At 67.6% G+C, this 26413-nt stretch carries 31 protein-coding genes and 2 pseudogenes; 22 read left to right on the top strand and 11 right to left on the bottom strand.

Annotation, left to right across the window (positions count from 1 at the left end):
• Window positions 1-97: 97 nt before the first annotated feature.
• Both V7060_RS03255 and V7060_RS03250 read right to left on the bottom strand, forming a co-directional pair.
• Window positions 98-625, bottom strand: a complete 528-nt coding sequence (locus V7060_RS03255) for a YqiA/YcfP family alpha/beta fold hydrolase (RefSeq protein ID WP_334177822.1) — start codon at window positions 623-625, stop codon at window positions 98-100.
• Window positions 622-1113 carry an MOSC domain-containing protein gene (locus tag V7060_RS03250; protein WP_334177821.1) on the bottom strand — a complete coding sequence of 164 codons (492 nt, stop codon included), beginning with the start codon at window positions 1111-1113 and terminating at the stop codon, window positions 622-624. Before V7060_RS03250 ends, V7060_RS03255 begins: the two co-directional genes overlap by 4 nt.
• Before the next feature lie 77 nt (window positions 1114-1190).
• Between V7060_RS03250 and V7060_RS03245 the strand changes: the two genes are divergently transcribed.
• From V7060_RS03245 to V7060_RS03230, 4 genes are all read left to right on the top strand, one after another.
• Complete coding sequence (locus tag V7060_RS03245) at window positions 1191-1763, top strand: N-acetylmuramoyl-L-alanine amidase (RefSeq protein ID WP_334177820.1); 573 nt, start codon at window positions 1191-1193, stop codon at window positions 1761-1763.
• A 68-nt stretch (window positions 1764-1831) separates the two neighbouring features.
• A complete protein-coding gene (tesB, locus tag V7060_RS03240; RefSeq protein ID WP_334177819.1) occupies window positions 1832-2746 on the top strand; it encodes an acyl-CoA thioesterase II in 915 nt (304 codons plus the stop codon).
• A gap of 10 nt (window positions 2747-2756) precedes the next feature.
• Window positions 2757-3260, top strand: coding sequence for a DUF2007 domain-containing protein (locus tag V7060_RS03235; protein WP_334177818.1), 504 nt, complete (start codon window positions 2757-2759; stop codon window positions 3258-3260).
• A 96-nt stretch (window positions 3261-3356) separates the two neighbouring features.
• The gene (locus V7060_RS03230) at window positions 3357-4571 is read left to right on the top strand and encodes a sigma-70 family RNA polymerase sigma factor (protein ID WP_334177817.1); all 1215 of its coding nucleotides are present in this window, start codon (window positions 3357-3359) and stop codon (window positions 4569-4571) included.
• Window positions 4572-4623: 52 nt separating this feature from the next.
• On the opposite strand, the pseudogene V7060_RS03225 reads toward V7060_RS03230, so the two are convergent.
• Together V7060_RS03225 and V7060_RS03220 are read right to left on the bottom strand one after the other, a co-directional pair.
• Window positions 4624-4783: pseudogene (locus V7060_RS03225) on the bottom strand (hypothetical protein); the annotation flags it as partial.
• A 53-nt stretch (window positions 4784-4836) separates the two neighbouring features.
• Window positions 4837-5346, bottom strand: a pseudogene (locus V7060_RS03220) (calcium-binding protein); the annotation flags it as partial.
• 144 nt (window positions 5347-5490) lie between these two features.
• On the opposite strand from V7060_RS03220, the gene V7060_RS03215 reads away from it, so the two are divergent.
• The 4 genes from V7060_RS03215 to V7060_RS03200 all read left to right on the top strand — a co-directional run bounded on the left by V7060_RS03215 (window position 5491) and on the right by V7060_RS03200 (window position 8579).
• Window positions 5491-6075, top strand: a complete 585-nt coding sequence (locus V7060_RS03215; RefSeq protein WP_334177816.1) for a hypothetical protein — start codon at window positions 5491-5493, stop codon at window positions 6073-6075.
• Between the two features lies 1 nt (window position 6076).
• Window positions 6077-6799, top strand: a complete 723-nt coding sequence (locus tag V7060_RS03210; protein ID WP_334177815.1) for an arginyltransferase — start codon at window positions 6077-6079, stop codon at window positions 6797-6799.
• A gap of 139 nt (window positions 6800-6938) precedes the next feature.
• Window positions 6939-7283 (top strand): hypothetical protein, encoded by a 345-nt coding sequence (locus tag V7060_RS03205; protein ID WP_334177814.1) that lies wholly within the window; start codon window positions 6939-6941, stop codon window positions 7281-7283.
• A gap of 156 nt (window positions 7284-7439) precedes the next feature.
• Entirely contained in the window at window positions 7440-8579 is a 1140-nt protein-coding gene (locus V7060_RS03200) for an endonuclease/exonuclease/phosphatase family protein (RefSeq protein WP_334178085.1), read from the top strand.
• On the opposite strand, the gene V7060_RS03195 is transcribed toward V7060_RS03200, so the two are convergent.
• Window positions 8569-8874 carry a hypothetical protein gene (locus V7060_RS03195; protein WP_334177813.1) on the bottom strand — a complete coding sequence of 102 codons (306 nt, stop codon included), beginning with the start codon at window positions 8872-8874 and terminating at the stop codon, window positions 8569-8571. The genes V7060_RS03200 and V7060_RS03195 overlap by 11 nt on opposite strands.
• Before the next feature lie 27 nt (window positions 8875-8901).
• Window positions 8902-10086, bottom strand: a complete 1185-nt coding sequence (gene purT / locus V7060_RS03190) for a formate-dependent phosphoribosylglycinamide formyltransferase (protein WP_334177812.1) — start codon at window positions 10084-10086, stop codon at window positions 8902-8904.
• A 118-nt stretch (window positions 10087-10204) separates the two neighbouring features.
• Between purT and V7060_RS03185 the strand changes: the two genes are divergently transcribed.
• Genes V7060_RS03185 through V7060_RS03155 form a run of 7 tightly spaced genes read left to right on the top strand, consistent with a single transcriptional unit; the run spans window position 10205 to window position 14560 of the window.
• Window positions 10205-11068 (top strand): SPFH domain-containing protein, encoded by an 864-nt coding sequence (locus V7060_RS03185; protein WP_334177811.1) that lies wholly within the window; start codon window positions 10205-10207, stop codon window positions 11066-11068.
• Window positions 11069-11083: 15 nt separating this feature from the next.
• On the top strand, window positions 11084-11359 hold the full coding sequence (locus V7060_RS03180) for a hypothetical protein (RefSeq protein ID WP_334177810.1): 276 nt from the start codon (window positions 11084-11086) through the stop codon (window positions 11357-11359).
• Complete coding sequence (locus V7060_RS03175; protein WP_334177809.1) at window positions 11356-11553, top strand: Arc family DNA binding domain-containing protein; 198 nt, start codon at window positions 11356-11358, stop codon at window positions 11551-11553. Before V7060_RS03180 ends, V7060_RS03175 begins: the two co-directional genes overlap by 4 nt.
• Entirely contained in the window at window positions 11550-11729 is a 180-nt protein-coding gene (locus tag V7060_RS03170; protein WP_334177808.1) for a DUF4177 domain-containing protein, read from the top strand. Before V7060_RS03175 ends, V7060_RS03170 begins: the two co-directional genes overlap by 4 nt.
• Window positions 11730-11762: 33 nt before the next feature.
• A complete protein-coding gene (locus V7060_RS03165) occupies window positions 11763-12308 on the top strand; it encodes a PH domain-containing protein (RefSeq protein WP_334177807.1) in 546 nt (181 codons plus the stop codon).
• A 9-nt stretch (window positions 12309-12317) separates the two neighbouring features.
• Window positions 12318-13139 (top strand): M15 family metallopeptidase, encoded by an 822-nt coding sequence (locus tag V7060_RS03160; RefSeq protein ID WP_334177806.1) that lies wholly within the window; start codon window positions 12318-12320, stop codon window positions 13137-13139.
• Window positions 13109-14560, top strand: a complete 1452-nt coding sequence (locus V7060_RS03155) for an FAD-binding oxidoreductase (RefSeq protein WP_334177805.1) — start codon at window positions 13109-13111, stop codon at window positions 14558-14560. Before V7060_RS03160 ends, V7060_RS03155 begins: the two co-directional genes overlap by 31 nt.
• A gap of 7 nt (window positions 14561-14567) precedes the next feature.
• On the opposite strand, the gene V7060_RS03150 is transcribed toward V7060_RS03155, so the two are convergent.
• The 5 genes from V7060_RS03150 to V7060_RS03130 form a co-directional block, all read right to left on the bottom strand.
• The gene (locus V7060_RS03150) at window positions 14568-15242 is read right to left on the bottom strand and encodes a DNA-3-methyladenine glycosylase 2 family protein (RefSeq protein ID WP_334177804.1); all 675 of its coding nucleotides are present in this window, start codon (window positions 15240-15242) and stop codon (window positions 14568-14570) included.
• A gap of 3 nt (window positions 15243-15245) precedes the next feature.
• Window positions 15246-15614: a DUF423 domain-containing protein gene (locus tag V7060_RS03145; protein WP_334177803.1), complete on the bottom strand. Its 369-nt coding sequence runs from the start codon at window positions 15612-15614 to the stop codon at window positions 15246-15248.
• A gap of 135 nt (window positions 15615-15749) precedes the next feature.
• Complete coding sequence (locus V7060_RS03140) at window positions 15750-16907, bottom strand: polyketide cyclase (protein WP_334177802.1); 1158 nt, start codon at window positions 16905-16907, stop codon at window positions 15750-15752.
• Between the two features lie 385 nt (window positions 16908-17292).
• Window positions 17293-17934, bottom strand: coding sequence for a response regulator transcription factor (locus tag V7060_RS03135; RefSeq protein WP_334177801.1), 642 nt, complete (start codon window positions 17932-17934; stop codon window positions 17293-17295).
• Window positions 17931-19172 (bottom strand): sensor histidine kinase, encoded by a 1242-nt coding sequence (locus tag V7060_RS03130; RefSeq protein ID WP_334177800.1) that lies wholly within the window; start codon window positions 19170-19172, stop codon window positions 17931-17933. Before V7060_RS03130 ends, V7060_RS03135 begins: the two co-directional genes overlap by 4 nt.
• A 179-nt stretch (window positions 19173-19351) precedes the next feature.
• Here V7060_RS03130 and V7060_RS03125 point away from each other — a divergent pair, with 179 nt between their 5' ends.
• The 7 genes from V7060_RS03125 (at window position 19352) to V7060_RS03095 (ending at window position 26338) form a co-directional block, all read left to right on the top strand.
• A complete protein-coding gene (locus tag V7060_RS03125) occupies window positions 19352-19948 on the top strand; it encodes a GNAT family N-acetyltransferase (protein WP_334177799.1) in 597 nt (198 codons plus the stop codon).
• A gap of 2 nt (window positions 19949-19950) precedes the next feature.
• A complete protein-coding gene (gene minC / locus V7060_RS03120; protein WP_334178084.1) occupies window positions 19951-20721 on the top strand; it encodes a septum site-determining protein MinC in 771 nt (256 codons plus the stop codon).
• A 44-nt stretch (window positions 20722-20765) separates the two neighbouring features.
• Window positions 20766-21575 carry a septum site-determining protein MinD gene (gene minD, locus V7060_RS03115; protein ID WP_055941743.1) on the top strand — a complete coding sequence of 270 codons (810 nt, stop codon included), beginning with the start codon at window positions 20766-20768 and terminating at the stop codon, window positions 21573-21575.
• A 2-nt stretch (window positions 21576-21577) separates the two neighbouring features.
• A complete protein-coding gene (gene minE, locus V7060_RS03110) occupies window positions 21578-21832 on the top strand; it encodes a cell division topological specificity factor MinE (RefSeq protein WP_055941742.1) in 255 nt (84 codons plus the stop codon).
• Between the two features lie 77 nt (window positions 21833-21909).
• The gene (locus tag V7060_RS03105; protein ID WP_334178083.1) at window positions 21910-22359 is read left to right on the top strand and encodes a hypothetical protein; all 450 of its coding nucleotides are present in this window, start codon (window positions 21910-21912) and stop codon (window positions 22357-22359) included.
• A gap of 349 nt (window positions 22360-22708) precedes the next feature.
• A complete protein-coding gene (locus V7060_RS03100; RefSeq protein WP_334177798.1) occupies window positions 22709-24709 on the top strand; it encodes a M2 family metallopeptidase in 2001 nt (666 codons plus the stop codon).
• Window positions 24710-24781: 72 nt separating this feature from the next.
• Window positions 24782-26338: a trypsin-like peptidase domain-containing protein gene (locus V7060_RS03095; RefSeq protein WP_334177797.1), complete on the top strand. Its 1557-nt coding sequence runs from the start codon at window positions 24782-24784 to the stop codon at window positions 26336-26338.
• The last annotated feature ends 75 nt before the right edge of the window (window positions 26339-26413 follow it).

The following is a 26413-nucleotide window of genomic DNA, read 5'->3' as shown; positions in this document are numbered from 1 at the left end:
TCGTAATGAACGTCACCCCGGCGAAGGCCGGGGCCCAGTGACTTCATCCGCCGCGATCAACGTCGCTGGGTCCCGGCTTGCGCCGGGATGACGGCCTTCAAAGATGGGCGAGCAACTGCCCGAACGCCTCCGCCGACGCGGCCACATGATCGGACAGGCGATGCGCATCGTTGACCAGCAGCAGGCGCGCGCGGCGCGGGAGCGCCCAGTCCACGACCGCCTTCGCGGGGATCAGTTCGTCGTCCCATCCATGGATGATGGAAATGGGCACCGTCGCAGCATCCAGCGCCGGCAAAGGCCCCATGGCGATCGCCGGCGCCATCAGGAACAGGCCGCGCACCGGCACCTCCAGCGAAATGCGCCCGGCGATGTAACCGCCCAGGCTGGAACCGGCCAGCACCAGCGGGCCACGCGCGGCGGCGGCCTGCGCCAGGCCGCGCAAGCGTTCCAGCCTTGCCACGACGTCACCCAGCGAGCTGACGTCGCGGCGCGCGTCGAGGTCGGTGTAGTCGGGACGCTCGTGCGTCCAGCCCAGCCGTTCGGCCACCTCGGCCAGCGCGGTGACCTTGGTCGCGTCCGGACCGCTCTCGAACCCGTGCGACAGGATGCAGTGGCCCCGCATCACAGCGCCTCGACCGCATCGCCGATGCGGAACGTGCCGCCTTCGACGATGCACGCACACAGGCCGCCATGGCCGCGCATCGCGTTGTAGCCGCCCGGACCCAGCGCGTCTTCCATGCGAGAGCAGGGATCGCACTCCTCGGTGCCTTCGAACACCGCGTCGCCGATGCGGAAGCGACGCCCTTTCAGCGCAACCAGGGAAATGCCCGACACCACCACGTTCCGGCGCAGCAGCGAAGGCGCGAGATCCGGGCGCTGCGCCAGCGCCGCGATCACCGGCAGGTGTTCGGCCTGGATCAGGGTGATGCCGCGCTTGCCGCTGCCGCCCTTGTAGCGGTCGCCGAGCAGGCCGGCGCCGGCCACGGCCTCGACGGTCCCGGTGGCGACCATGGCCTCGTCGCGCGCCGGGCGCAGGCCGATCCATTCCACCTTGCCGGCACGCGGCAGGGTGGCCATCAGCCTGGCCAGCGGGGAATCGGGATTGAGCGGCATGGGAAACGGCGCGACGTGGAAGGCCGCCAGTTTACCGGACCGGGCTGCGGACCGCCCCGCCCTGCTAGCATCGGCGCATGGCTCCCGACTCTTCCCTGCTGCATCCCATCGTCGATCCGCTGCCCTACGAAGCCCGGCTGGAGGCGCGAGCGCTGGACCAGATCGACCTGGTGGTCATCCACTGCACCGAGCTGCCGGACCTGGCGACCGCACGCGAGTACGGCGAACGCATCCTGCATGCCTCGGGCACCGGCAACTGCGGCCACTACTACATCGATCGCGATGGCGCGGTGCATGTGTACGTGCGCCCGGACCGCGTCGCCCACCACGTGCGTGGCTACAACCCGCGTTCCGTCGGCATCGAACTGGTGAACACCGGACGCTATCCGGATTGGCTGGCCGCCGGCAGCCAGTCGATGGACGAGCCTTACCCCGAGGCGCAGATCGACGCGCTGGTGGCCCTGCTCGCGGACCTGCGCACGACGCTGCCTGCGCTGCGCTTCATTGCCGGCCACGAAGACCTCGACACCGCGCATGAACCCGCCAGCGACGATCCCGCCGTGCAGGTCCCGCGCAAGATGGATCCGGGGCCGATGTTCCCGTGGGACACCGTACTGCGCGCAACACCGCTGGCACGGCTCACTCCCTGACTTCGCCGGAAAAGGCGCTCACCGCTCCGCCGCTATAATCCCGGCTCGCCACGAATCCAGGCCCTGCCGTGCCCGCACCCGAACCCGTCGTTTCCGAGCTGATCGAACTGCTGTCGCTGGAACGGCTGGAAGACAACCTGTTCCGCGGCCAGAGCCGCGATATCGGCACCAAGTACGTGTTCGGCGGGCAGGTGCTGGGCCAGGCGCTGTCGGCCGCCCAGGCGACCGTGGACGGCGGCGCGGGCGAGCGGCGCGCCCATTCCCTGCACGCCTACTTCCTGCGTGCCGGCAACATCGAAGCGCCGATCGTCTACGAAGTGGACCGCACGCGCGACGGCGGCAGTTTCTCGGTCCGTCGCGTCACCGCGATCCAGCATGGCCGGGTGATCTTCTTCTGCGCGGCCTCGTTCCAGGCCGAAGAGGAAGGCGCCGAACACCAGCTGTCGATGCCGGAGGTACCGCAGCCGGAAGACATCGCCACCGCGCCGCCGGTGCCGCCGGAGGTGATGGCCACGCTGCCGCCGAAGGTGCAGCGCTGGATGTCGCGGCGCGGTCCATTCGAGTTCCGCCATGTGTACCCGCGCGATGAATTGAACCCGCCCAAGCGTCCGCCGTTCCAGCAGGTCTGGTTCCGCCTGAGCGAGCCGGTCGGCGACTCGCCGGAACTGCACCGTGCCCTGCTCGCCTACGCCTCCGATTTCCAGTTGCTGGGTACGGCGACCTACCCGCACGGCATCAGCTATTACCAGCCCAACGTACAGATGGCGTCGCTGGACCATGCGCTGTGGTTCCACCGCCCGTTCCGCGCCGACGACTGGCTGCTGTATTCCATCGACAGCCCCAGCGCGAGCGGTTCGCGCGGACTGGCGCGCGGGCAGATATTCGACCGGCAGGGCCGACTGGTGGCGAGCACCGCGCAGGAAGGCCTGATCCGCGTGGTGCCCGATGCCGACGCGGCCTCGGCGGTACCGGCGAAGGACTGAGGACGCACCCATGCGGCAGGTGTTTTCCAGCCAGCGGATCGAAACCGTCGAAGGCGTCGCCAAGCTGCTGACCGAGGCCGGCGTTCCCGTCTTCATCAGCAACGGTCGCTCCTACCACAGCAAGCGCGGCGGACAGTTCAGTTATACCGAGCCGGTGAAGGCGCAGTTGCAGCCGGCCGTCTGGGTACGCCACGCCGAGGACCAGCCGCGCGCGCGCGAACTGCTGCGCGAGGCCGGGCTCATGGAAACCACGCGGCCGGGCTACGCGACGACCTTGACGTTCAACAGCCCGCAGGAAGCGGCGACGCCAGGGCGCTCGTGGGCCTGGCGCATCCGTTTGGTCCTGCTGGCGCTGATCGCGCTGGCCGCCGTCGTGATGTGGATGCGGCGTCCCGCCCCACCGCCGGCCGCCGTGCCGCAGCCAGGGCTGGAACAGCCGCAGCCACCCGCGCAGCAGGCACCTGTCGAGGAAGAGGAAGACCGTATCCGCATCCAGCCCGTCACCCGTAGCTGAGCCTTCGCGTGGCCTGCGGCGGCGCGGTGCGAAAGCCGGTCACATCCTCTCTACCGGGTCGTCCCTGTCATCGACCCCTCCGATGATGCCGATGCCATGAACGCGATCGCCCTGGACCTGATGCTGCAGACCGAACTGCCTGCCGCCACGCGCGGCAGCCAGGAAGCCTACGGTCGCATCGTCAACGCCTGCCAGAACACCGTCACCGCCATCGCACTGGCGATCACCCGCGACGTGCAGGCCAGCGAAGACATCGCGCAGGAGGCGTTCCTCAAAGCGTGGCAGCAGCTCGACCGGCTGAAGAACAGCGCCAGCTTCCTGCCGTGGCTACGGCAGATCACCCGCAACCTGGCGCGCGACTGGCTGCGCGCCCAGCACGGCCGCCCGATGTCGGGCGAAGCCGCCGAGATCGCCATCGGTATGGCCGCCGATCCCGGCCCCACGCCCGCCGAGCGGCTGCTGCAGACGGAAGAGGAACTCGTCGCCACCGACATCATCTCGGCGCTGCCGGAAGACAGCCGCGAAACCCTGCTGCTGTTCTATCGCGAGGGCCAGAGTTCGCAACAGGTCGCCGACCTGCTGGGCCTGAGCGATGCGGCTGTGCGCAAACGCCTGTCGCGCGCCCGCGCGATGGTGCGTGACGAGTTGCTGCAACGCTTCGGCGAGTTCGCACGTTCCAGCGCGCCGACGGCGGCCTTCACCATGATCGTGCTGGGTGGCCTGGTCGGTGCGATGCCCGCTGCCAGTGCCGCCACGGTGATCGGGTCCGGCGTGCTGGGCAGTGGTCTCGTCGGGAAGATCAGCACCGGTGGACTGACCACGGGCGGCGTCACCGGTGGCGTCGCGGGCGGCTCGCTGGGCGTGATCTTCGAACAGGTCACCCAGCATCCTGCCGCGCTTGGCGGCGCCGTGGGGGGCGTGCTCGGCGGCCTCCTCGGTTATGCCTTTACCTGGTGGTATCTGGCGCGTTTCTGCCAGACCGCGCAGGAGCGGCAGCAGGTGCGTCGCTTCATGGCGCTCAACACTGTCACCGGTTCGGCCTGGCTGTTCTGCCTGATGCTGGCGACGCTGTTGACGACGGGCTGGCAGGCCATTGCGATCACCACGGTCGTGGGGTTGTCCGCGGTCAACTACCAGTACCTCTCCATCCTGCCCCGGATCATGGATCCGATCCTCGTCCGTCCCGACAACCAACGGCGCCGTCGCGGTTACGACTATCTGCTGGGCAAGCAGGCGATCGTGCTGACCAGCCTGTTCACCGTCGGCGCCATCGCCTTCGTGCTCATCCGCACGGGACGGCTGGCGTTCTAACCACGGCGTGAGCGCACCGATCCCGCAGGACCGGTGCGCGATGACGGATCGCTCAGCGTCGGGTCGGACGGCCTGCCGCCAGTTCTTCCTTCGACAGGAAGCCATCCTTGTTGGCGTCCAGCGCATCGAAGCGCTCGGCGAAGCGGCCCTTGTCCTTCACCTCGTCGCGCGACAGGCGGCCATCCTTGTTCGCGTCCATCGCGGCGAAGCGTTCGTCCATGCGCGCCTGCATGCGCTGCTGGAACTCGGCGCGACGTGCGACATCGGCCTGGTCGATCTCGGCGCGGGTGAGCTTGCCGTCCTTGTCGGCATCGGCCTTGGCGAACCATGCGTCGCGGCGCTGCTTGTTGCGCAGTTCGCGGTCGGCGCGGTCGATCACGCCGTCCTTGTTGGCATCCATCGCATCGAAACGGGCGGCAAAGCGCGGGTCGGCGGCGGCTTCCGCCTTGCTGATCCGGCCATCACCGTCGGTATCGAGCTTCTTGAACCCATCGCCATGGCGCGGACTACCGTGGCGACCATGGCCACGCATGCCCTTGTGCTGCGGGCGCTCGTCGGCGGTCAGCTTGCCGTCGCCGTTCTTGTCCAGATCGGCGAAGCGTTCCGCGAGGCGCGGATGCGCCGCAGCCTCGGCCTTGTCGACGGCGCCATCCTGGTTCTTGTCGAGACTGGAGCGCGTGGGCTTCTGCGCATCGCCAGCCTGCGTGGCAGCCAGTGCGGAACCGGCACCGAGGGCGGCCAGCACGGCCACGAAAAGCAGGGTCTTGCGGTTCATCGTGTTCTCCTGGAAACGCGGCGCCACCTGCGCCACTGACACGGAAAACGCGTGCTTGCCGCGCCGGTTGACGCGCAGACGGACGCGTTCAGCCAGCGGATGGTCGCGATCCACGCGACTGCGGCTCCGCAGTATGCTGGCCGCATGCCCGTCACGCTCGCCCGCGCCCTGTCGATCTTCGGCCACCCGATGCTGGTGCTGCCGATGGCCGTGCTGGCGATCGCGCTGGCACAGGGCGACGCCCGCGCGGCGGCGTGGTCTGCTGCCGGCTTCGGTGCGTTCGCCATGCTGGTGATGGGCTATGCCGGGTGGCAGGTGCGTCGCGGCCACTGGACGCATGTCGACGCGAGCGCCAAGCACGAGCGCAGCGCATTGAACCGATTCCTGCTGGTATCGCTCGCTGCGGGGGCCGTGCTTGTTGCCTGGCGCGGTGGGCAACCGCTGCTCGCGCTGGGACTTGCGCTGTCCGCGGCGATGATCCTGGTCGCGGTGCTGACCGCACGCTGGTGCAAGCTCTCGCTGCACCTGGCGTTCGCCGTCTTCGCGGCGTGCCTGCTGCGCGAACTCGGCACGGCGTGGATGCTGGCCGCGCTGCTGTTCGCCGGCGCCGTGGCCTGGTCGCGCCTCGCGCTACGGCGCCATACGCGTCGCGACCTCGTCGCGGGTGCCGTGACCGGTGCGCTCGCGGGATTCGCGTTCTGGCCATTGGCCTCGCACTGGATGGCATGACGTGGGCGACAACACGCATGCCATCGACGATCTGCGCCTGTTCCACACCGGTGAACATCCATGCGGCTACTGGCCCGACCGCGTCGCCCGCGACCTGGTGCTGGACCCGCGCGATCCGCGACTGCCTCAGCTGTATCCCGATGCGCTGGGATGGGGGTTCCGCCGCTCCGGCGACATCGTCTACCGACCGCATTGCCGGCAGTGCCGCGCCTGTGTCGCGGTGCGCATTCCCGTGGCCGACTTCGCGCCCGACCGCAGCCAGCGACGCTGTGCGTCGCGCAACGCGCGCGTGGAAACGCGGATCGTCGCCGCGCTGCGCGACGAGGAACACCTGGCGTTGTACCAGAGCTATCTCGCTGCCCGGCATCCGCTCGGCGGCATGGACGACCATGGCGCCACGGAGTTCGACCAGTTCCTGGTCGGCAGTTGGTCGCGCGGTCGTTTCGTGGAGCTGCGCGAGGAAGGACAGTTGCTGGCTGTGGCGGTGACCGACGTCATCCCGGGGGCACTGTCCGCTGTCTACACGTTCTACGATCCTGCGCTGGAAGCACGCAGTCTCGGCACGCTGGCGATCCTGCGCCAGATCGAATGGGCGCGTCGCGACGGCTATACGCACCTGTACCTCGGTTACTGGATCGACGGCCATCGCAAGATGGACTACAAGCGCCGCTTCGCCCCCCTCGAACGCTTCGATGGACGGCGCTGGGTCCGCACCGACGGTTGATCGGTGGAGCGACGTCCGCGCGACACATGTGAGGCGTAAATGTGAATAGCAACTTCGTGATGGAGTGCACAGAATGTGCCGCCGGCACGCCTGCGTGGCCGGCAACGGAACCACATCCACTCACACGTCTGGAGCTTTCATGAAGTTCAACCTTCTCGCCATCGCGGCGCTGACCACCCTGGCGCTGGGCGCATGCAAGCCCGCCGATGCGCCGGCCGTCGAGGCACCGGCTGACGCCGCCGCCACCTCGGAGACTGTCGAAGCCGGCACCGGCGTCCCCGAGTGCGATCAGTACCTGGAAAAGGTCTACGCCTGCATCAGCGACAAGGTGCCGGAAGCCCAGCGCGCGATGATGAAGCAGGGCATCGAGCAGTCGAAGGCCAGCTGGTCGACACTGACCGACAAGACCGCGCTGGCCGCCCAGTGCAAGACCGCGATGGACCAGGCCAAGACTGCCTACGGCGCGATGGGCTGCGCGTTCTGACGATCCACCAGGCCAACCCGTCGTTTGGCCTGTGGCGCCCCGGTCTTCCGGGGCGCCTTTTTCACGCCTGTCATGGCGGCATGCCAGAATCCGCGCATGCGCACTCTTCTCCTCCTGCTCACGATGACCCTAGCCGCCTGCAGTTCGCCCACGAAGATGGATGAACCCGCCGACCGGCAAGCCAAGCCGCTCCGGGTGGCGACCTACAACACGTCGCTGTTCTCCGACGAAGCGGGTGGCGTGATCCGGCAGCTGGAAGGCGACAGCACGCACGCGAGCAAGATCGCGGCGGTGTTGCAGAAAGTGCGCCCCGACCTGGTCCTGCTCAACGAATTCGACTACGACGACGCGCATCGCGCCGCAGACCTGTTCCAGCGACGCTATCTCGAGGTCCCGCAACCCGGCGGCGGCGAGTCCTTGCGCTACCCGTACCGCTACCTCGCCCCGGTCAACACCGGTGTCCCCAGCGGACTGGACCTGGACCAGAACGGCAGCGTGGGAACCAGTGGCCGCGAACTCGGCAACGATGCCTGGGGATACGGCCTGCATCCCGGCCAGTACGGCATGCTGGTGCTGTCGCGCTTCCCGATCGACGAAGCACAGGTGCGGACGTTCCAGCGACTGCGCTGGAGCACGCTGCCCGGCGCCACCAATCCCGTGGATCCGGGCACGCGCAAAGGGTTCTATCCGGACGCGATCTGGAAGCAGCTCCGCCTGTCCTCCAAGTCGCACTGGGATGTGCCGGTGCGCATGCCGGGCGGCACCGTGCACTTCCTGGTCTCGCACCCGACGCCGCCGGTATTCGACGGACCGGAGAACCGCAATGGCCTGCGCAATGCCGACGAGATCCGCCTGTGGCGCGAGTACCTGACACCGGGCGATGCGCCATGGCTGTGCGATGACCAGGGACGCTGCGGCGGACTGGCGCCCGATGCGCGCTTCGTCATCGCGGGCGACCTCAACAACGATCCCGCCGATGGTGACGGGCAGCACGACGCCATCATCGAACTGCTGGAGCACCTGCGCGTGATGCACATGGCCACGCCACGCAGCGAGGGCGGCGAGCAAACCGCCCTCGCCTATGCCGCCAAGGGCATGCAGCGCCGCGGGGCACCCGCGCATGTCACCGGCGATTTCGGCCGCCGCAACGGCGCCCTTCGACTGGACTATGTGTTGCCGTCCACCGGCTTCGCCTTGACCGGCAGCGGCGTGTTCTGGCCGAAGAAGGACCAGGCGGACGCCGCCATCGCCGATGGCAGCGACCATCACCTGGTCTGGGTGGACCTCATGCCGTAGGCGTGGACGGTGTCGCGGCTGCCACCCGCGGCCCGAAACCGAACAACGACTCGTTCTGTGCCGACACGATCATCCGGATCATGCTGCCGGGGATCATCAGTTCCACCTGCACCTCATGGCCTTCGGCATTCTTGCCGACCAGCGTCATCTCCGTGAAGGCGCCGCCGGTGTCGATTTCCCTGCAGAAGATGTGCGGACCGTCGGGTTGGTCGGTCAGGTAGGGCTTGATCGCCTCGCCCAGTGCTTCCAGCGCCTGCGGGAAGAAGAACACGGCGTAACCGGTATTGCCGTTCATGGATTCGCTCCATTCATGCCGCGCACCTCATGCCAGGTCGATGGTGATGGCGTCGGCCGCAGTGCGCGCCACGGCGCGTGCGGCATCGGTGTCCGCCGCACGCGCCAGCGTGACGCCGACGCGGCGATGGCCTTCCACGCGCGGCTTGCCGAACAGGCGCAGGCCGGTGTCGGGCGCGGCCAGTGCGCCTTCGACATTGCCGAACACCGGTACACCGTGGCCGTGCGCCAACATCGCGCAGGAAGCGGACGGACCGCTCTGGCGGATCGCGGGGATCGGCAGACCGAGGATGGCGCGCGCATGCAGCGCGAATTCCGACAGTTCCTGCGACACCAGCGTGACCAGACCGGTGTCGTGCGGACGCGGCGAGACTTCGCTGAACCACACGTCGTCGCCTTTCACGAACAGTTCCACGCCGAACAGGCCCCAACCGCCGAGGTCGTCGGTGACGGTGCGGGCGATCTGCTGCGCGCGCTCCAGCGCGCGCGACGACATCGGCTGCGGCTGCCAGCTCTCGCGGTAGTCGCCGTCCTTCTGCCAGTGGCCGATGGGATCGCAGAATGCGGTGCCGCCGGCATGGCGCACCGTCAGCAGGGTGATCTCGTAGTCGAAGTCGATGAAGCCTTCGACGATGCAGCGGCCCGCGCCGGCACGCCCCCCGGTCTGCGCGTAGTCCCACGCAGCGTCGATGTCGGCCTCGCTGCGCAGCGTGCTCTGGCCCTTGCCGGAGGACGACATCACCGGCTTGATCACGCACGGCAGGCCGATGGCATCCACGGCGTCGCGGTACTCCTCGCGCGTATCGACGAAGCGGTACGGCGACGTCGGCAGGCCCAGCGTTTCCGCAGCCAGCCGGCGGATGCCCTCGCGATCCATGGTCAGGCGCGCGGCACGCGCGGTGGGAATGACGCGGGCGGCGCCTTCCGCTTCCAGCGCCACCAGGGTTTCGGTATGGATGGCCTCGATTTCCGGTACCACGAGGTGCGGCTGCTCGCTGGCGACCAGCGCGCGGATCGCGGCCGGGTCCAGCATGTCCAACACGTGGGAGCGATGGGCCACCTGCATCGCCGGCGCATCCGCATAGCGGTCGGCAGCGATGACTTCCACGCCCAGGCGTTGCAGCTCGATGGCCACTTCCTTGCCCAGTTCGCCCGACCCCAGCAGCAGGACGCGGGTGGCATGGGGCGACAGCGGGGTTCCAAGGATGGTCATGCGCGGCGGTCCGGGACAGGGGGCGCCAGTGTAGCGGGCACGCCGACGGACGGCGCCGATCGCGTGTTGACAACTGATATCAAATTGATATCTTTAAGCCTCAACCAAGGGAACCGCCATGAGAGAGAACGCCAAGTCGTCGCTGCCCGGAATTCCGACCCTGCTGGGCCTGCTGGTGCTGGGCCTGGGGGTCGTTGCCATCTTCATCACGGGCGCCGCCGACAAGCAGCCCGGTTACATGGGGGTGGCCGTCCTGCTCGGCTTTGTCCTCATGTTCCTGATGGCCGGGTTGTACAAGCTGGAACCCAACCAGTCCGCCGTCCTCAGCCTGTTTGGCAAGTACGTCGGTACGGTGAAGGACAACGGCCTGCGCTGGAACAACCCGTTCTTCAGCAAGCGGAAGATCTCCCTGCGCATCCGCAACTTCGAAAGCAGCCGCCTGAAGGTCAACGAGCTGGACGGCAGTCCGATCGAGATCGCCGCGGTGATCGTGTGGCAGGTGGTCGATTCCGCCGAGGCCGTATTCAACGTGGACGACTACGAGAGCTTCGTGCACATCCAGTCCGAATCCGCGCTGCGTGCGATGGCATCGAGCTATCCGTACGACCAGCACGAAGAAGGCCAGATCGCCCTGCGAAGCCATCCGCAGGAGATCTCGCAGCATCTGCAGGAGCAGATCGCCGAACGCCTGGGCAAGGCCGGCGTGGACGTGATCGAGGCACGCATCAGCCACCTCGCCTACGCCCCCGAGATCGCCCAGGCCATGCTGCAGCGCCAGCAGGCGAATGCGGTGATCGCGGCACGCACGCGCATCGTCGCCGGCGCGGTCGGCATGGTGGAAATGGCGCTCGCCGAACTGCAGAAGAACGACGTGGTGAAGCTGGACGAGGAACGCAAGGCGCAGATGGTCAGCAACCTGCTGGTCGTGCTGTGCGGCGAACGCGGCACCCAGCCCATCGTCAACACCGGCTCCATCTACTGACGCGGGCGCACGCGCATGCATGTCCTCGTCCCACTGATCCTCGCCGTCTCCGGCTTGCCTGCCCTGCTGATCGGCGCATGGACAAGCCGCGCGGCGGACGACCGCTCGCGCGGCATGGCACTGCACTGGGTATTGATCGGCCTGACGATCCAGGCCGGTGCCGTCGGCGTCTACGCGACCGGCGATGACGAGGGATTCGCACAAGGCGTCGTGATCGCGATGGTGGTGCTGGTGAATGCACTCATCGTGTCGATGGTGCTGCAACTGCGCCGCAACAGGACGCCCAGGTGAGTGACAAGCAGGACAAGAAGGCGTACCCGCTGCGCATCAGCGCCGACGTGCTGGCGGCGGTGCAGCGATGGTCCGACGACGAACTGCGGTCGTTGAACGCACAGATCGAATACGTGCTGCGCGACGCGCTGCGCAAGGCCGGGCGGCTGCCGAAGGGCGGCGCCCACGACACCGACAAGAAGGAATCGCCATGAACCACCGCTGGAGCCACAAGGTCGTCGAAGTCCCCTACAAGATGTTCGCCGGCAAGCTCACCGACCGCATCCAGCAGGACCTGGACAAGATGAGCGCGCAGGGATGGGAACTGGTCAGCACCCTCTTCATCGAGCATGAGGTCTCGGTGCGCCTGTTCTTCAAGAAGCCGGCCTGATCGACCGTCCCCGGCCCGCCGCAGGAACCCACCATGCAACAGAAACAGGATTTCGACCTCGCACCGCTTTCCGCGCACACGGCCTGGTGGCTCTGGGTGCCGATGCTGCTCGCGGCGGCAGGCGTCATTGCGGCGATGACGATGGAGTCGCGCACGCCGCCACCCCTGGCCGCATGGCTGGCCATACCGCTCGTCCTGGCGATCGGCGTCGTGCTGACGCTTGCCCTGCGGCGGCGACGGATCGTGTTGGACAACCGTGAACTGCAGGTGGCGGCGACGTTCTACACGAAGAAGCTCGCAGTGGAAGCCATCGACCTGGACAAGGCGCGCATCCTGAGCCTGGAGGAACACACCGACCTCGCGCCGATGCTGAAGACCAACGGCTTCAGCCTGCCTGGCTTGAAGGCCGGCCACTTCCGCCTGCGCAACCTCACCAAGGCGTTCTGCCTGGTCACCGATCGCACGCGTGTGCTCACCCTGCCCCTGCGCAGTGGCGGCATGTTGCTGTTGAGTCCGGCTCGGCCCGCCGACCTGCTGGCACGACTGCGCGAACTGGCGACGCCTGCGTCGCGCCGCTAAGCTGCGGGCATGCGCCGCCTGCCCGCCCAAGCACTGAAGACGCTGCTGCTCAACTCCGCCCGGATCGAGTTGTGGCCCGCCGATCTGCTGCCAGCGCGCAGCAACGCCGATGCGCGTGCGCTCGCCGGCGCGCACACCGTGCTTCGCCGCAAGCGTGATGGCCGCTACCTTGCCGCGGTGTCGGCGCACGCGGTTCGCCCGCTGGTACCGGGACTGCCCCGCGAATCGGGACTCGACGAAGCCTGGGACGCGCTGGACCGCCTGGAAGGCGCGACCCGCGGCCTCCACGCGGACGCGCAGGGCGTGCTGCCGCTGCATGCACTGCAGGAACATCTGCATGGGCTGGGGCTTGACGACACCTACGGCGAGCGCAGTGGCCTGGCGCTGATGGCCGAACCGGCTGCACTGGTATTCGCCGGTCGCGACCGCTATCGCAGGCCGTTGTGGCTGACCGCCGGTGCCGCACGCGCGTGGCTCGCGATGCAGCGCGCGGCGCATGCGGAAGGCGTCGTCCTCGAGGCGATCTCCGGTTACCGCAGCCACGACTACCAACTCGGCATCTTCGCGCGGAAGCTGGCGCGCGGACAGACGATGGAACAGATCCTTACCGTCAACGCTGCGCCGGGCTACAGCGAGCACCACGGCGGGCGCGCGCTGGACATCGGCACGCCGGGCGAGCCTCCGGCCGAGGAATCGTTCGAAGCCACGCCCGCCTTCGCCTGGCTTGCCCGTCATGCCGGCGGCTTCGGCTTCGCCATGAGCTATCCCCGCGACAATCCGCACGGCATCGTCTACGAGCCGTGGCACTGGTGCTACCGAGCGGCAGCCTGACCGGCATGCACCGCCGCGACGCACTGCGCTGCGCGCTTGCCTCCGGCGCCCTTGCGGCACTGCCTGCATGCCAGGGACCAGGGGAATCCGAAGCGCGGTCGGCCCGCGATATCGCCCGCCTCGACAGCACCCGCCTCGCCGGCATCGTCAGACCGACGACGACCGCCGGTATCGCCGCGGCGCTGCGCGCATGGCAGGGCACCGTCTGCATCGCCGGCGCGCGCTTCAGCATGGGAGGACAGACCCGCGAGCCCGATGCCCTGCAGTTCGACCTGGCGGACATGGACCGATTGCTGCGGCTGGATCCGGTTGCACGCACCGTGCGCGTCCAGGCCGGCATGCGGTGGCGACGGCTGCAAGCGCTGCTGGACCCGCATGATCTATCGGTCAAAGTCATGCAGAGCTACAGCAACTTCAGTGTAGGCGGCTCGGTGTCGGTGAACTGCCATGGCCGCTACATCGGTGAAAGCGCCATCGCCAATACGGTACGCGCCGTGCGACTCGTCACCGCGGACGGCGGTGTACTGGAACTTTCCCGCGATCGCGAACCCCACCTGTTCGGCGCGGTGCTCGGCGGATACGGCGGCCTGGGCGTGATCACCGAGGTCGAACTGGACCTCGCGCGCAACACGCGTATCGCGCGCGCCGTGGCCGCGGTGCGGCTCGACGACTACCCGGACTGGTTCCAGGAAAACGTACTCGGCAAGAACGATGTCGTCATGCACAACGCCGACCTGGTGCCGCCGGATTTCGGCGCACCACTGGCCATCACCTGGGCGCGCACGGACCGGCCGTTGACCGATGGACGCCGCCTCGTGCCCGAGGGCCTGGACTACGGCCTCGAGCAGAACCTCATCTGGTCCGCCACCGAACTGCCGGGCGGGGGCGCGCTTCGCGAACGCTACATGACGCGCCGCCTGCTGAGTGAGCCGCGCGTGATCATGCGCAACTGCGAGGCCAGCCTGGACGTGGCCTCGATCGAGCCGCGCACGCGGCGGATCTCGACCTACCTCCTGCAGGAATACTTCGTCCCGATGGGTGCGTTCCGTTCGTTCGCTGCGCGGCTGCGCGCGATTCTCCGCGCCGCGGACGCCGACGTGCTCAACGTCTCCATCCGGCATGCCGTCGAGGATACGACGTCGCTGATGCGCTGGGCGGACCAGGACATGTTCTGCTTCGTCCTCTACCACAAGCAGCGCACATGGCAGGATGCGCGCGCTGCCGGCTGGACGCGGGCGTTGATCGACGCCGCGCTGGATCATGGTGGACGCTACTACCTGCCATACCGGCTGCACGCCACGCGAAGGCAATTCGCACGCGCCTATCCGCGCGCGGACCGGTTCGTCGCGATCAAGCGCGAAGTCGATCCGGACAACCGGTTCCGCAATCTGTTGTGGGACCGCTACCTCGCCAGCCTCTAGCGCCGCATCAATCCTGCGAACGCTTCGTCGCCGTTTTCGCTTCGGTACCGGAATCCGCGATGCGCCACAGGTATTGCGCCGCGTAGGTGCGACAAGGCCCCCACTTCTCGCCACGCGCCGCCAGTTCCTTCGGCGTCGGCATGGCGTCCAGGCGATCGACGAACTGCGCGCCCTTGCGCACGCCCAGGTCGTCGACCGGCAGCACGTCCGGGCGGCCCAGGCGGAACATCAGCATCATCTCCACGGTCCAGCGGCCGATGCCACGCACCGGGACCAGCGCCGCGACGATCTCGTCCTCGTGCATGGTCGACATCTGCCGCAACGTGGGGATTTCGCCACGCTGCTCGCGTGCCGAGAGATCACGCAGCGCCAGCGCCTTGTTGCCGGACACGCCGCATGCACGGAGCGCGGCGTCATCGAGGCGGCCGAGGGTATCGAAGTGCAGCCGTGTGCTGGCGATGGCGGCTTCCACGCGCCCCACGATGGTGGCCGCCGCCTTGCCGCTGAGTTGCTGGTACAGGATCGCGCGCGCCAGCGCATCGACCGGATCGAAGGTCTTCTTCCACGCGGGCTGCGGCTCGATGTAGCCGATCCGCTTCATCCACGCACCCAGCTTCCGGTCACGCCGTGCCAGATGGTCCCATGCCTGCCCGGTGTCGAAGCCGCGCGCGTGCCGTGGCATGGCTCAACGCCGGACGGCGTCGACCGCCCACAGCACCCAGCCGAGCATCAGGGTGATGCCGCCTGCCGGCGCCAACCGCGTGCTCACGCCGCCCAGTGCCCCCGCGACCAGGCTGCCGGAAAACAGCAGCGTGCCCAGAAACAACAGGAAGAGCGCCCCCTTGCCCATGCGGCGCACCGTGCCTGCCGTCAGCGCGGCCAGCGCGAGTCCATGCCCGAACGCGAACAACGCGGCCGTCTGCAGGTGCGATTGCGCCTGGGCGTCCGCCACGCCATGCGATGCGTACGCGGACAGCCCCACCGAGGCAGCAGCGAGCAATGCGCCGGCAAGGGCAAGGAATGAAGGCTTGCGTTGGCGTCTGTCGTAGTTCATGGGCGCTGCGGACCTCGTGAAGAGACCGGCATCCTGCCAGTGGCGTGGAGAATCGATGCGCGGAGGTTCCCCCAAAACGCAACGCGCCGCATGAAGCGGCGCGTTGGCGTGGTACCTGGCATCAGGGACGCGGTGTTAGTGCTTGACCGCCCAGTAGATGTCGAACTTGCCGTCTTCCAGGAACGCGCCGTCGACACCGGACTTCCAGGATTCGTAGGGGCGGTCGACGACTTCGTGGCCGGAGGTGACGGCCCAGGCGCGCAGCGCGTTGCGCTGGTTGTCGAGCTCGGCCATGTAGCCGGTGTAGCTGGCGAACGCCGACTTGCGCGGCTGGGTACGGACATACTCGACCGGCGCACCGGACGGGATGGTGACCTTCAGCTCGGCCGTCGATGCGACCGGTGCCGGCGGCGGCGTCACCGGCGCGGCGGCCTCGGCGGAATCGGCCTTCGGCGCCGCGCTGCCCTTGCGGACCGGCTGGGCGATGTCGAACGCGTACTTCTCGGAGCCGAAGTCGGTGGTGATGATGCGGAGCGGGCCAGCGGCCACCAGGCCGTTGGCGTCCATCACGCGCTTGATCCACTCCTGGTTCTGCTTGATCGAACCCTTGATGGCGTCATTGGTGCGATCGATGTTGCCGGCGTTGACCACCAGCAGATCTTCGGCAGGCACGTCGACGATCTTCAGGTCGGTCAGCGGGCTGCCTTCGGTGCGGTAGTCGAAGTTCGGCACGGTGGCCAGCATGTTGGTCAACTTGCCCAGGCCGACCTTGACGGCGTCGCCGACGTGGCGGGTCACGTACATGCCGGCGTAGCGGCCAAGCAGGTTGAAGCCGTACTTGACTTCATAGCTCTGGGTGACCTTGACGTTGCGATTGTTCTTGCCGCTCGGCTGCAGCGTGAAGACGCTGCGCTTGTCGGTACCCATGCGCTTGTCGACGATCGCGTAGGCGATCTTGCCGGGGCCGCCGGTCGGCGCGGGGCGCTCGCTCTCGACGATTTCCCAGCTGCCCTGGCCCCAGGCCGCATTGGCGGAATTGAAGTCCACCTTGGCGCCGACGCCCGTGTTGTCGTCGCCACCGGAGTAGCTCAGCTCGTTGGCCGCACCCGGGATGAGCGGGTTCCAGTCCTTCAGTCGACGCACGTTGTTCAGCGTGTCGAACACGATGGTCATGCGGCGGTTGGTCTCGATGCTTTCCTGCAGCTGGCGCGAGGACGGCAGGACCAGGCCGATCACCAGAAACAGCGCCAGAACCAGCGCCAACGCAATCACGAACTCGATCAAACGGGTCATTCAGGAGTCTCCGGGGGCCGGTGCCTCGGCCGTGAAAAAAATGCACCGCGCATCCTAGCAGGGTTGCGGGGCTTCGCGCAGCCACCTGACACCGGTTGGCCGCCCCCGTCAGGGGACGTACGCGGGCGCATGCGATCCTCGCTTCCAACGCCCTGCTGCGCTGCAACGACGGGGGTCGCGACGGCCCAGCCCGATGGACCATCGGCGCCTGGTGTCGCTCGCGGAACCGGGCAGTCCATCGACGGGACGGACCGCATGGTCGGCAGTCTCCGCCATCCCGCTTCCAGCGTTGCGTCCGCCGCGTCAGGACAACGTGAAACGCCCCCGCTCCGAGGCGTCGCACCGCCGACGGACGAGCGCCGGCGCCGGGCCGGGCATCCTCGCCTCAGACCAGTTGCAGTTCGAAGGCCTTCAGCACCGCCCGGGTGCGGTCGCGCACGCCGAGCTTGGAGAGAATGTTGGAGACGTGGTTCTTGATGGTGCCCTCTGCCACGCCCAGCGAGTTGGCGATTTCCTTGTTCGAGAAGCCGCTGGCCATCAGGCGGAGGATCTCGGTCTCACGGTCCGTCAGCGGATCCGGACGGTCGAGACTGACGAACTCGTTGCGCATGTGCTCCAGTCCGGACAGCAGCCGCTGGGTCACCGCAGGCTGCACCAGCGACCCCCCGTCGGCCACCGTACGGATGGCGCCGACCAGTTGCTCCAGCGAAACGTCCTTCAGCAGGTAGCCCTTGGCACCGGCCTTCAGCCCGGCGAGGACCAACTGGTCGTCATCGAAGGTCGTCAGGATGATGGTAGGCGGCAACTGGCCCAGGCGCGCCAGCGCCTGGAGCGCCTCCAGACCCGACATCACCGGCATCCGCATGTCCATCAGGACCACATCAGGCTTGACCTGCGGGACCAGGTCCACCGCCTGCTTGCCGTCTGCGGCCTCGGCCACGACCTCGATGCCGTCGTCCAGCGCCAGCAGGGAGCGGATGCCCTGGCGCACCAGGGTTTGATCGTCGACCAGACAGACACGGATCACGGGGTTCCTCCGGAGCTGAGCTCGGGTATGGGTTCGGGTTGCGGGATGGGACGCGGGGCGAGCACGGGCGTCGCCTCGTTCACGGGCAAGGCGATATGCAGGCAGAAACCTTTCCCGGGTTGCGTTTCGATGCGCAGGTCGCCGCCGTACTGGGCCAGCCGTTCGCGCATGCCGGTCAGGCCGTTGCCTGCCACCACGTGCGGACTGCCGGCGCCGTCGTCGCGGGCGTCGATCAGGATGTTCGCCCCGTCCCTGCGGCAATGCAGCCACAGGTGCCTGGCACGGGCGTGGCGCACGGCGTTGGTGATGATTTCCTGCGTGCATCGCAGCAGCACATGCGCGCGGTGCGGATCCTCGAGGGTCAGCGGCTCTTCGATGTCCATCTTGATGGCCAGCGAGGGCACCTTCTCCGCGAGCGGCATCAGCGCCGCCCCCAGGTCGATCGCACCGCTGTCGCGCAGCTGGCTGACCGCTTCACGCACGTCGGTCAGCAACAGGCGGGCCAGCGTATGCGCCTGGCGCACGTGTTCCTGGGCGCGCCCTTCCGTCATGTGGCCGGCCACTTCCAGATTCAGGCTCAGCGCGGTCAGGTGGTGGCCCAGCAGATCGTGCAGCTCGCGCGAAATGCGGGTGCGCTCGTTGACGCGGGCACTCTCGGCCAGCAGCACGCGGGTGGCCCGCAGTTCGGCATTGAGCCGGCGCTGCTCCTCGCGCGCCTGCGCCTGTTGCCGCGCCACATAGGTGGTGATCAGCACGAAGGCCGAGAAGCCCACATAGAACATGGACTGGAAGAGCGCTTCCCAGAAATTGAAGTCGTCGCGCGCCATGAACGACGGCACCAGCAGCACGTGCGCGGCCAGCAGCCATGCCACCGCGAAGCGCAACTCGAGCAGCCACGGCAGCACGCCGGCCATGATCAGCAGCAGCACCGCGCCGAGGCCGGTCTGGGTATAGAAGCCCACCCCGATCGCGGTCGCCGTCAGCACCATGGCCAACGGAACGTTCCAGGCCATCGGCACGCCGTCGCGGCGACCGTCCAGCGCGCGCGTCGCCAGCCAGTACACGCCGCCGAACGCGAAGTAGCACAGGGCAGTCAGCGGCAGGTTGACCCCCTGTCCGTCCGTGCCACTGGACGGCGGCAGCACCCACACGTTCAGGATGATGGGAATTCCCACCAGGGCCCACGTGTAGAGTCCTGCGGCGCGCAGCAGGCGGGTATGGCTGAGTCGTCCCAACATCCGGGCATCTTAGGCGGAATCGCACGCGCCGATGTCCCAACTAAAGTCATGCCGACGTTGGAACGTGAGGTGGGCGGGTTCATCCCCGGCTCACCCGTGCCTCGCCCGTGGCGGCGGCACCATGCGATAATCCGGCCTTGGCCCTGTGCCGCCCTGCAAGACCCGTTCGGAGTCAGGTAATGTCGATTGTCATCCGCGACGTGCGCGAGCACGAGCTGGATTCCGTCCTAGCCCTCAACAACAATGCCGGACTCGCGATCCTGCCGCTGGATTCGGTCAAGGTCCGCCGCTTCTACGAGACGGCCGAATACTTCCGCGTCGCCGAGCGCGACGGCAACCTGGCCGGGTTCCTGGTCGGTTTCGGCTCCGGCGCCGCGCACGACAGCAGCAACTTCGCCTGGTTCGGCGAGCGCTACCCGCAGTTCTTCTACATCGACCGCATCGTCGTGGCCAGCCGCCGTCGCGGCGGCGGCGTCGGCCGCGCGTTCTATGCCGACGTACAGAGCTTCGCCGAACTGCGCTATCCGCAGCTGGCGTGCGAGGTATTCCTCGACCACGGCGCCGACCCGGCACTGCTGTTCCATGGCAGCTTCGGTTTCCGCGAAGTGGGCCAGAACGTCATGGCCGAGGCGGAAGTGCGCGCCAGCATGCTGATGAAGGAACTCTGCAGCTATCCGTGGGTGCGCGATACCTACGGCGATGCCCTCCCCGATGTTCCGTGGGCCCGTACCCGCCTGCTGGCCGGCACCAGCGTGCAACGGCCGACCGGTACATGAGCGTGACCCGGGCTTCCATGGACTACGAACAGGCCGGGGAACTGAAGATCGGCCAGGTCGGCATCGCCAACCTCCGCATCCGCACCCTCGACGTCGACCAGCTGATCCGCGAAATGCGCGAGCGCGTCGAGCGCGCACCCAAGCTGTTCGGCCGGGCCGCGGTGATCGTCGATTTCGGCGGTCTGACCCGGCTGCCGGATACCGCCACCGCCCGCGCGTTGATCGATGGCCTGCGCGGCGCAGGCGTCATCCCGGTCGCGCTGGCCTATGGCACGCGCGAAACCGAAACCCTGTCCGAACAGCTCGGCCTGCCGCTGCTGGCCAAGTTCCGCGCACAGTACGAACCGATGGCGCAGGCGGCGCCGGCGCCCACCCGTGCCGCCTCCCCCGAACCCGCCCCGGTGAAGGCCGCCCTCGCGCCTGCCGCGAAGGCCGCGGACACGAAGCCGGGCCTGGTGCAGAAGACCCCCGTGCGCTCCGGCCAGCAGCTCTACGCGGAAAACCGCGACCTGACCGTGCTCAGCACCGTCGGCGCCGGCGCGGAAGTCATTTCGGACGGCTCCATCCACATCTATGGCGCGTTGCGCGGCCGTGCCCTCGCCGGCGCGCGCGGCAATGCCGACGCGCGCATCTTCTGCCGTGAATTCCATGCCGAACTGGTCGCCGTTGCCGGCCACTACAAGGTGATGGAAGAAGTGCCCGAGGAACTGCGCGGCAAGGCCGTGCAGATCTGGCTGGACCAGGACCAACTCAAGATCGCCGCGCAGGAATGACGCGCGGCGTTACCCGAACATAAGAACGACCAAGGAGAACACCGTTGGCTGAAATCATCGTAGTCACGTCCGGCAAGGGCGGCGTCGGCAAGACCACCACCAGCGCCAGCATCGCGTGCGGGCTGGCCCGTCGCGGCAAGAAGGTCGCGGTCATCGACTTCGACGTCGGCCTGCGCAACCTCGACCTGATCATGGGCTGCGAGCGCCGCGTCGTGTACGACTTCGTCAACGTCACCCAGGGCGAAGCGACCCTGAAGCAGGCCCTGATCAAGGACAAGCGGTTCGAAACGCTGTTCGTGCTCGCCGCTTCGCAGACGCGCGACAAGGATGCGCTGACCAAGGAAGGCGTCGAGAAGGTACTGAAGGACCTGGACGCCGACGGCTTCGACTACATCGTCTGCGACTCGCCTGCCGGCATCGAGAAGGGCGCCTTCCTGGCCATGTACTTCGCCGATACCGCCATCGTGGTGGTGAATCCGGAAGTCTCCAGCGTGCGCGACTCCGACCGCATCCTCGGCCTGCTGGACTCCAAGACCCGCAAGGCCGAGAACGGCGAAACGCTGAAGCCGCACCTGCTGCTGACCCGCTACAGCCCGTCGCGCGTGGAAGGCGGCGAGATGCTGAGCATCAAGGACGTGGAAGAGGTGCTCGGACTGAAGACGCTGGGCGTCATCCCGGAGTCCGGCGACGTACTCAATGCCTCCAACAAGGGCGAGCCGGTGATCCTGGAACTCGAATCGCCCGCCGGCCAGGCGTACGACGATGCGGTGGGCAGGCTGCTGGGCGAAGATCGCCCGCTGCGCTTCACCACGGTGGAGAAGAAAGGCTTCTTCAGCAAGTTGTTCGGAGCCTGAGCATGGGCATGTTCGATTTCCTCAAGCCGAAGAAAGAAACCGCCTCCATCGCCAAGGATCGACTGCGGATCATCGTCGCGCAGGAGCGCACCACCCGTGGCGCGCCCGACTACCTGCCGATGCTGCAGCGCGAATTGCTGGAAGTGATCAAGAAGTACGTCAATGTCGACGCCGAAGCGGTCAACGTGAAGCTGATCAAGGAAGGCGAGCACGACGTGCTGGATATCTCGGTCTCGCTGCAGGAAGGCAGCGCCTGACCGCCGGGGCGGAGCCTGCTCCGCCCACGCACGATTCGATCATGGACGTCGTTGCAGGCACGGTCGAAGCCGAGGTGATGCGGGTCGCCGCGCTGCCCTTTCCGGCGGCGGTGGCCCTGCTGTCCCGGTATGGCCTGCAATTGCACCGCATCGACGATGGCGCGGCCATCCCCGGCAGCTTCTGGGGCGAACCCGAAGCCGGCGTCATCGCGCACAACGTCTACGTCCGCGGCGACACGCCGGTGCACTCGATGCTGCACGAAGCCTGCCACCTGATCGTCCTCCCGCCGGAGCGGCGCGCGCAGGTGCACACCGACGCCACCGACTCGGTGATCGAAGAGGATGCCACCTGCTGCCTGCAGATCATCCTGGCCGACGAATTGCCGGGTGTCGGGCGCATGCAGCTGATGGCCGACATGGACGCGTGGGGGTATACGTACCGGCTCGGTTCGACGCGGGCGTGGTTCGAACAGGACGCGGGCGATGCGCGTGATTTCCTGAAGGAACGTGGGCTGCCACACACGTAGCCCGGCGGCGGGATCCGGGCGCGCTGCGGCGCGCCAACTGCCGCGGCGCCGCTCTCGCGCGGGCGCGGTTCGAACGGGATGCCTATGACGCCCGCGCCTTCCTGCGCGAACGTGGCTTGCCTCACCACTGAGAACACGCATTCCTGTAGGAGCGACGTCAGTCGCGACCGCACGGCGTCGGCGTCCGTATCCCTTCTGTAACCGGATGCATAGGCTTGTACGTCGCCGGAAGGCGGACGGCCGCGACTGACGTCGCTCCTACGGGCGAAACGGCCCCCGCACTTGCACCCCCTCCCCCGCTCTCACTACCCTTCAGGTTCCTGCGCCCGCGCACCCTGAAGGACGTCCCGTGAAGCATCGTCACCTCCTGCTTGCCCTCGCCGTCGGCGCGAGCATCGCCACGCTCGCCGCCTGCAAGAAGGATGAGCCGGCCGGTACGGCCGTCGCTCCCGCAGCGACGAAGGGCGAGACCGCCGACCAGTTCATCGCGCGCGTCAATGACGAATTCAAGAAGATGTATCCGGAACTCACCGCCGCACAGTGGCTGTCCAGCACCTACATCAACGACGACAGCCAGTTGCTGGCGGCGAAGGGCAACGAGCGCTACCTGACCCAGCTCAACAGCTGGATCGAACAGGCGAAGAAGTTCGAAGGCCAGCCGATGTCGCCGGAAACCGCGCGTGCCATCCAGCTGCTGAAGCTGGCCACCTCCATGCCGGCACCGAAGGATCCGGCCAAGCTGGCCGAGCTGACCCAGATCGCCACCCGGATGGAAGGCACCTACGGCGCGGGCACTTACTGCACCGGCGAGGGCGATGCGAAGAAGTGCCGTCAGCTGGGCGAACTGGAAGACGTGCTGCGCAGCAGCCGCGATTACGACGCGCAACTGGATGCCTGGCAGGGCTGGCACACCATCGCCCAGCCGATGCGCAAGGACTACACGCGCTTCGTCGAGCTGGTGAACGAAGGCTCGAAGGAAATGGGCTTCGCCGACACCGGCGAGATGTGGCGCAGTGGCTACGACATGACGCCGGCCGAAATCGCCGCCGAGACCGATCGCCTGTGGGGACAGGTCAAGCCGTTGTACGAGCAACTGCACTGCTACACCCGCACCAAATTGCAGGCCACCTACGGCGTGGAGAAGGGCCAGGTCAACGGCCTGCTGCCGGCCCACCTGATGGGCAACATGTGGCAGCAGGACTGGGGCAACCTGTGGGACGTGCTGGAACCGTACAAGGGCGCCGGCAGCCTGGACATCACCGGCGCGCTGGAGAAGCAGTACCAGGCCGATTACCTCGCCGCGCTGGCCAAGGCCGGTCCCGGTCCGGGTACCGACAGGTTGTTCCAGGCCGAGCGCGAGGCGCAGTTGCAGGTCGCCAAGCAGATGACCGAACGCGCGCAGGAGTTCTACACCAGCCTCGGCATGCCGAAACTGCCGGAGAGTTACTGGTCGAAGACCCAGTTCATCAAGCCGATGGACCGCGACGTGGTCTGCCACGCCAGCGCGTGGGACATGAACATGAGCGGCGACGTGCGCACCAAGATGTGCATCAAGCCGAACGAAGAAGACTTCACCACCATCTACCACGAGCTGGGCCACGTGTATTACTACCTGGCCTACAACAAGCTGCCGCCGCTGTTCCAGACCGGCGCGCACGACGGCTTCCACGAAGCGATCGGCGACACGATGGTGCTGGCGATGACGCCTGACTACCTGAAGTCGATCGGCATGGTGGACGCGCCGCAGCAGAGCGACGAAGCGCTGATCAATGCGCAGATGCGCATGGCGCTGGCCAAGGTGTCGTTCATGCCGTTCGGCCTGATGATCGACCGCTGGCGCTGGGGCGTGTTCGACGGCAGCATCAAGCCGACCGACTACAACAAGGCCTGGTGGGAGCTGAAGGCCAAGTACCAGGGCGTGGCGCCGGCCACCGCGCGCGGCGAGGACTTCTTCGATCCGGGCGCGAAGTACCACGTGCCGGGCAATACGCCGTACACGCGCTACTTCCTCTCGCACGTGCTGCAGTTCCAGTTCTACAAGGGCCTGTGCGATGCGGCCGGCTACAAGGGCCCGCTGTACAACTGCAGCTTCTACGGCAACAAGGCGGCGGGCCAGAAGTTCTGGGCGATGCTGGAGAAGGGCGCCAGCCAGCCGTGGCAGGCCACGCTGAAGGAACTGACCGGTGGCGAGAAGATGGACGCCGGCGCGGTGCTGGAATACTTCGCCCCGCTGCAGGATTGGCTGAAGCAGCAGAACGAAGGCCAGACCTGCGGCTGGCAGGTGCCGACCACGGCGACTGCACCGGCTCCGGCAGCTCCGGCAGCTCCGGCAACTCCGGCGAAATCGTAACTGCGAAGACCGGGACGGGCCGGCGACGGCCCGTCTTCCACTCGAGACACCCCACGGAAGGACCTCCGCCCCATGAATCCGCCCACCCTGATCCGCATCCTGGCGACCTTCGCGCTCCTCACGCCCTGTGTCGCCTCCGCCGGCGTGACCCAGGCCGCCGGCGAGGCCAGCCGCACGCCGGTGCAGGCAGCGCCGGCATGGAAGCTTGCGCAGTTCCCTGCGCGCAGTGCCACGCAACAGGCCTACCGGGAAGTCCCGCTCAGGCGACTGGTGGATCTGGAAAACCGCAATACGCGCCAGCGCATCAAGGCCACGCAGATCGGCATCGGTCGCACGCTGGCCAGCGAAGGCATCGCACGCACGACGCCCGCCCTGCGCTGGGTGCCGCTGAAGACGGGCGGCGCCGTCGCGCGCCTTCAGGTGGACTCGCCGGATGCGCTGGGATTGCGCGTGGGTGTGCAGGTGAAGGGGCTGCACCCGCAGGTCGAACTGCGCGTCGCCGGCTCCGACGACCCGGGACGGGTGATCGCCTCCGTCACCGCCGCCGAGGCACAGGCGCTCGCCGACGGCAACGGTCTGTACTGGACGCCGGCCACCGATGGCATCGCCCAGATCATCGAGATCTATCGCCCCGCCCATGTCAACGCGCTGCAGGCCCGCCTGCAGGCACCGCAGGTTTCGCACCTGCTGACCAACAGCCGCAACGACTTCAAGATCCTGAAGGCGCTGGGCGACTCGGGTGCCTGCAACATCAATGCGGTCTGCCGCGTCGACGCACTTGGCCCCGCCTACGTGCAGGCCAAGAATGCCGTCGCCCACATGGTGTTCACCAAGAACGGCAGCAGCTACGTCTGCACCGGCACGTTGTTGAACGACACGACGCCGTCGACGCAGGTGCCCTATTTCTATTCGGCTGCGCACTGCATCGACAACCAGACCGTCGCCAACACCCTCAACACGTACTGGGGTTACGAGAACTCGGGCTGCAGCACCGTGGACGGCCGCAGGACGAATCCGCTCACCGGCGGTGCCGAACTGCTGTTCGTCGATGCCGATAGCGATGCATTGCTGCTGCGCCTGAGGAATCCAGCGCCGGCCATCGCGACCTTTGCCGGATGGGACGCGAGTCCGCTGGCCGCGAACGCCGAGGTGATCGCCATCCACCATCCCGCCGGCGATGCCAAGAAATACTCGCGCGGCCAGCATGTCATCGACCGCTACCCGCAACAGTTCACGGTCGGATGGCTCGAGGGCACCACCGAAGGCGGCAGCAGCGGCTCGGGACTGTTCACGCGCTACCGGGACAACAGCTATCGCCTGCGCGGCGGCCTGTATGGCGGCGACGCCCTGTGCTCGAACAGCGGCAGCCTGGCGAACACCGAGAATCGCGATCACTACTCGCGCCTCGATCTGGTCTTTCCGCAGATCAGGCAATGGATCGCCGCCGATCCGGTCCGCGAGAACAGCGCGCAGCCGCTGGTCCGCAGTGCCGGTGCCGTGGCCCAAGGCCAGGGTGCAAGGATGTCGCCGGCCACGTCCACGCCGGCACCTGCGGCGGTGACGCCGCCGTCGGGTCGCGAGCGTCAGCCGCAGGCGACGCCGCGACGCGCCGGGATGCTCGAGCGCTGACGTCGACCTGCCGACAACGAAGACGAGGCCGGCGCAGCCGGCCTTTTTTCTGCGCCCGCACCCACTTCATCGTGC

The sequence above is a fragment of the Pseudoxanthomonas sp. genome, assembly GCF_036845285.1.
Classification (GTDB): Bacteria; Pseudomonadota; Gammaproteobacteria; order Xanthomonadales; family Xanthomonadaceae; genus Pseudoxanthomonas_A.
This window is presented reverse-complemented; position numbering and strand designations above follow the sequence as displayed.

Coding starts and splice junctions, on each gene's coding strand:
- V7060_RS03140 (WP_334177802.1), bottom strand. CDS start 16,907: ATGACCCGTTTGATCGAGTTCGTGATTGCGTTGGCGCTGGTTCTGGCG.
- V7060_RS03250 (WP_334177821.1), bottom strand. CDS start 1,113: ATGCCGCTCAATCCCGATTCCCCGCTGGCCAGGCTGATGGCCACCCTG.
- V7060_RS03165 (WP_334177807.1), top strand. CDS start 11,763: ATGCAACAGAAACAGGATTTCGACCTCGCACCGCTTTCCGCGCACACG.
- V7060_RS03125 (WP_334177799.1), top strand. CDS start 19,352: ATGTCGATTGTCATCCGCGACGTGCGCGAGCACGAGCTGGATTCCGTC.
- V7060_RS03230 (WP_334177817.1), top strand. CDS start 3,357: ATGAACGCGATCGCCCTGGACCTGATGCTGCAGACCGAACTGCCTGCC.
- V7060_RS03215 (WP_334177816.1), top strand. CDS start 5,491: ATGCCCGTCACGCTCGCCCGCGCCCTGTCGATCTTCGGCCACCCGATG.
- V7060_RS03130 (WP_334177800.1), bottom strand. CDS start 19,172: ATGTTGGGACGACTCAGCCATACCCGCCTGCTGCGCGCCGCAGGACTC.
- V7060_RS03200 (WP_334178085.1), top strand. CDS start 7,440: ATGGATGAACCCGCCGACCGGCAAGCCAAGCCGCTCCGGGTGGCGACC.
- V7060_RS03170 (WP_334177808.1), top strand. CDS start 11,550: ATGAACCACCGCTGGAGCCACAAGGTCGTCGAAGTCCCCTACAAGATG.
- V7060_RS03105 (WP_334178083.1), top strand. CDS start 21,910: ATGCGGGTCGCCGCGCTGCCCTTTCCGGCGGCGGTGGCCCTGCTGTCC.
- minE (WP_055941742.1), top strand. CDS start 21,578: ATGGGCATGTTCGATTTCCTCAAGCCGAAGAAAGAAACCGCCTCCATC.
- V7060_RS03150 (WP_334177804.1), bottom strand. CDS start 15,242: ATGCCACGGCACGCGCGCGGCTTCGACACCGGGCAGGCATGGGACCAT.
- V7060_RS03145 (WP_334177803.1), bottom strand. CDS start 15,614: ATGAACTACGACAGACGCCAACGCAAGCCTTCATTCCTTGCCCTTGCC.
- V7060_RS03195 (WP_334177813.1), bottom strand. CDS start 8,874: ATGAACGGCAATACCGGTTACGCCGTGTTCTTCTTCCCGCAGGCGCTG.
- V7060_RS03245 (WP_334177820.1), top strand. CDS start 1,191: ATGGCTCCCGACTCTTCCCTGCTGCATCCCATCGTCGATCCGCTGCCC.
- V7060_RS03235 (WP_334177818.1), top strand. CDS start 2,757: ATGCGGCAGGTGTTTTCCAGCCAGCGGATCGAAACCGTCGAAGGCGTC.
- purT (WP_334177812.1), bottom strand. CDS start 10,086: ATGACCATCCTTGGAACCCCGCTGTCGCCCCATGCCACCCGCGTCCTG.
- V7060_RS03180 (WP_334177810.1), top strand. CDS start 11,084: ATGCATGTCCTCGTCCCACTGATCCTCGCCGTCTCCGGCTTGCCTGCC.
- V7060_RS03185 (WP_334177811.1), top strand. CDS start 10,205: ATGAGAGAGAACGCCAAGTCGTCGCTGCCCGGAATTCCGACCCTGCTG.
- V7060_RS03160 (WP_334177806.1), top strand. CDS start 12,318: ATGCGCCGCCTGCCCGCCCAAGCACTGAAGACGCTGCTGCTCAACTCC.
- V7060_RS03205 (WP_334177814.1), top strand. CDS start 6,939: ATGAAGTTCAACCTTCTCGCCATCGCGGCGCTGACCACCCTGGCGCTG.
- V7060_RS03095 (WP_334177797.1), top strand. CDS start 24,782: ATGAATCCGCCCACCCTGATCCGCATCCTGGCGACCTTCGCGCTCCTC.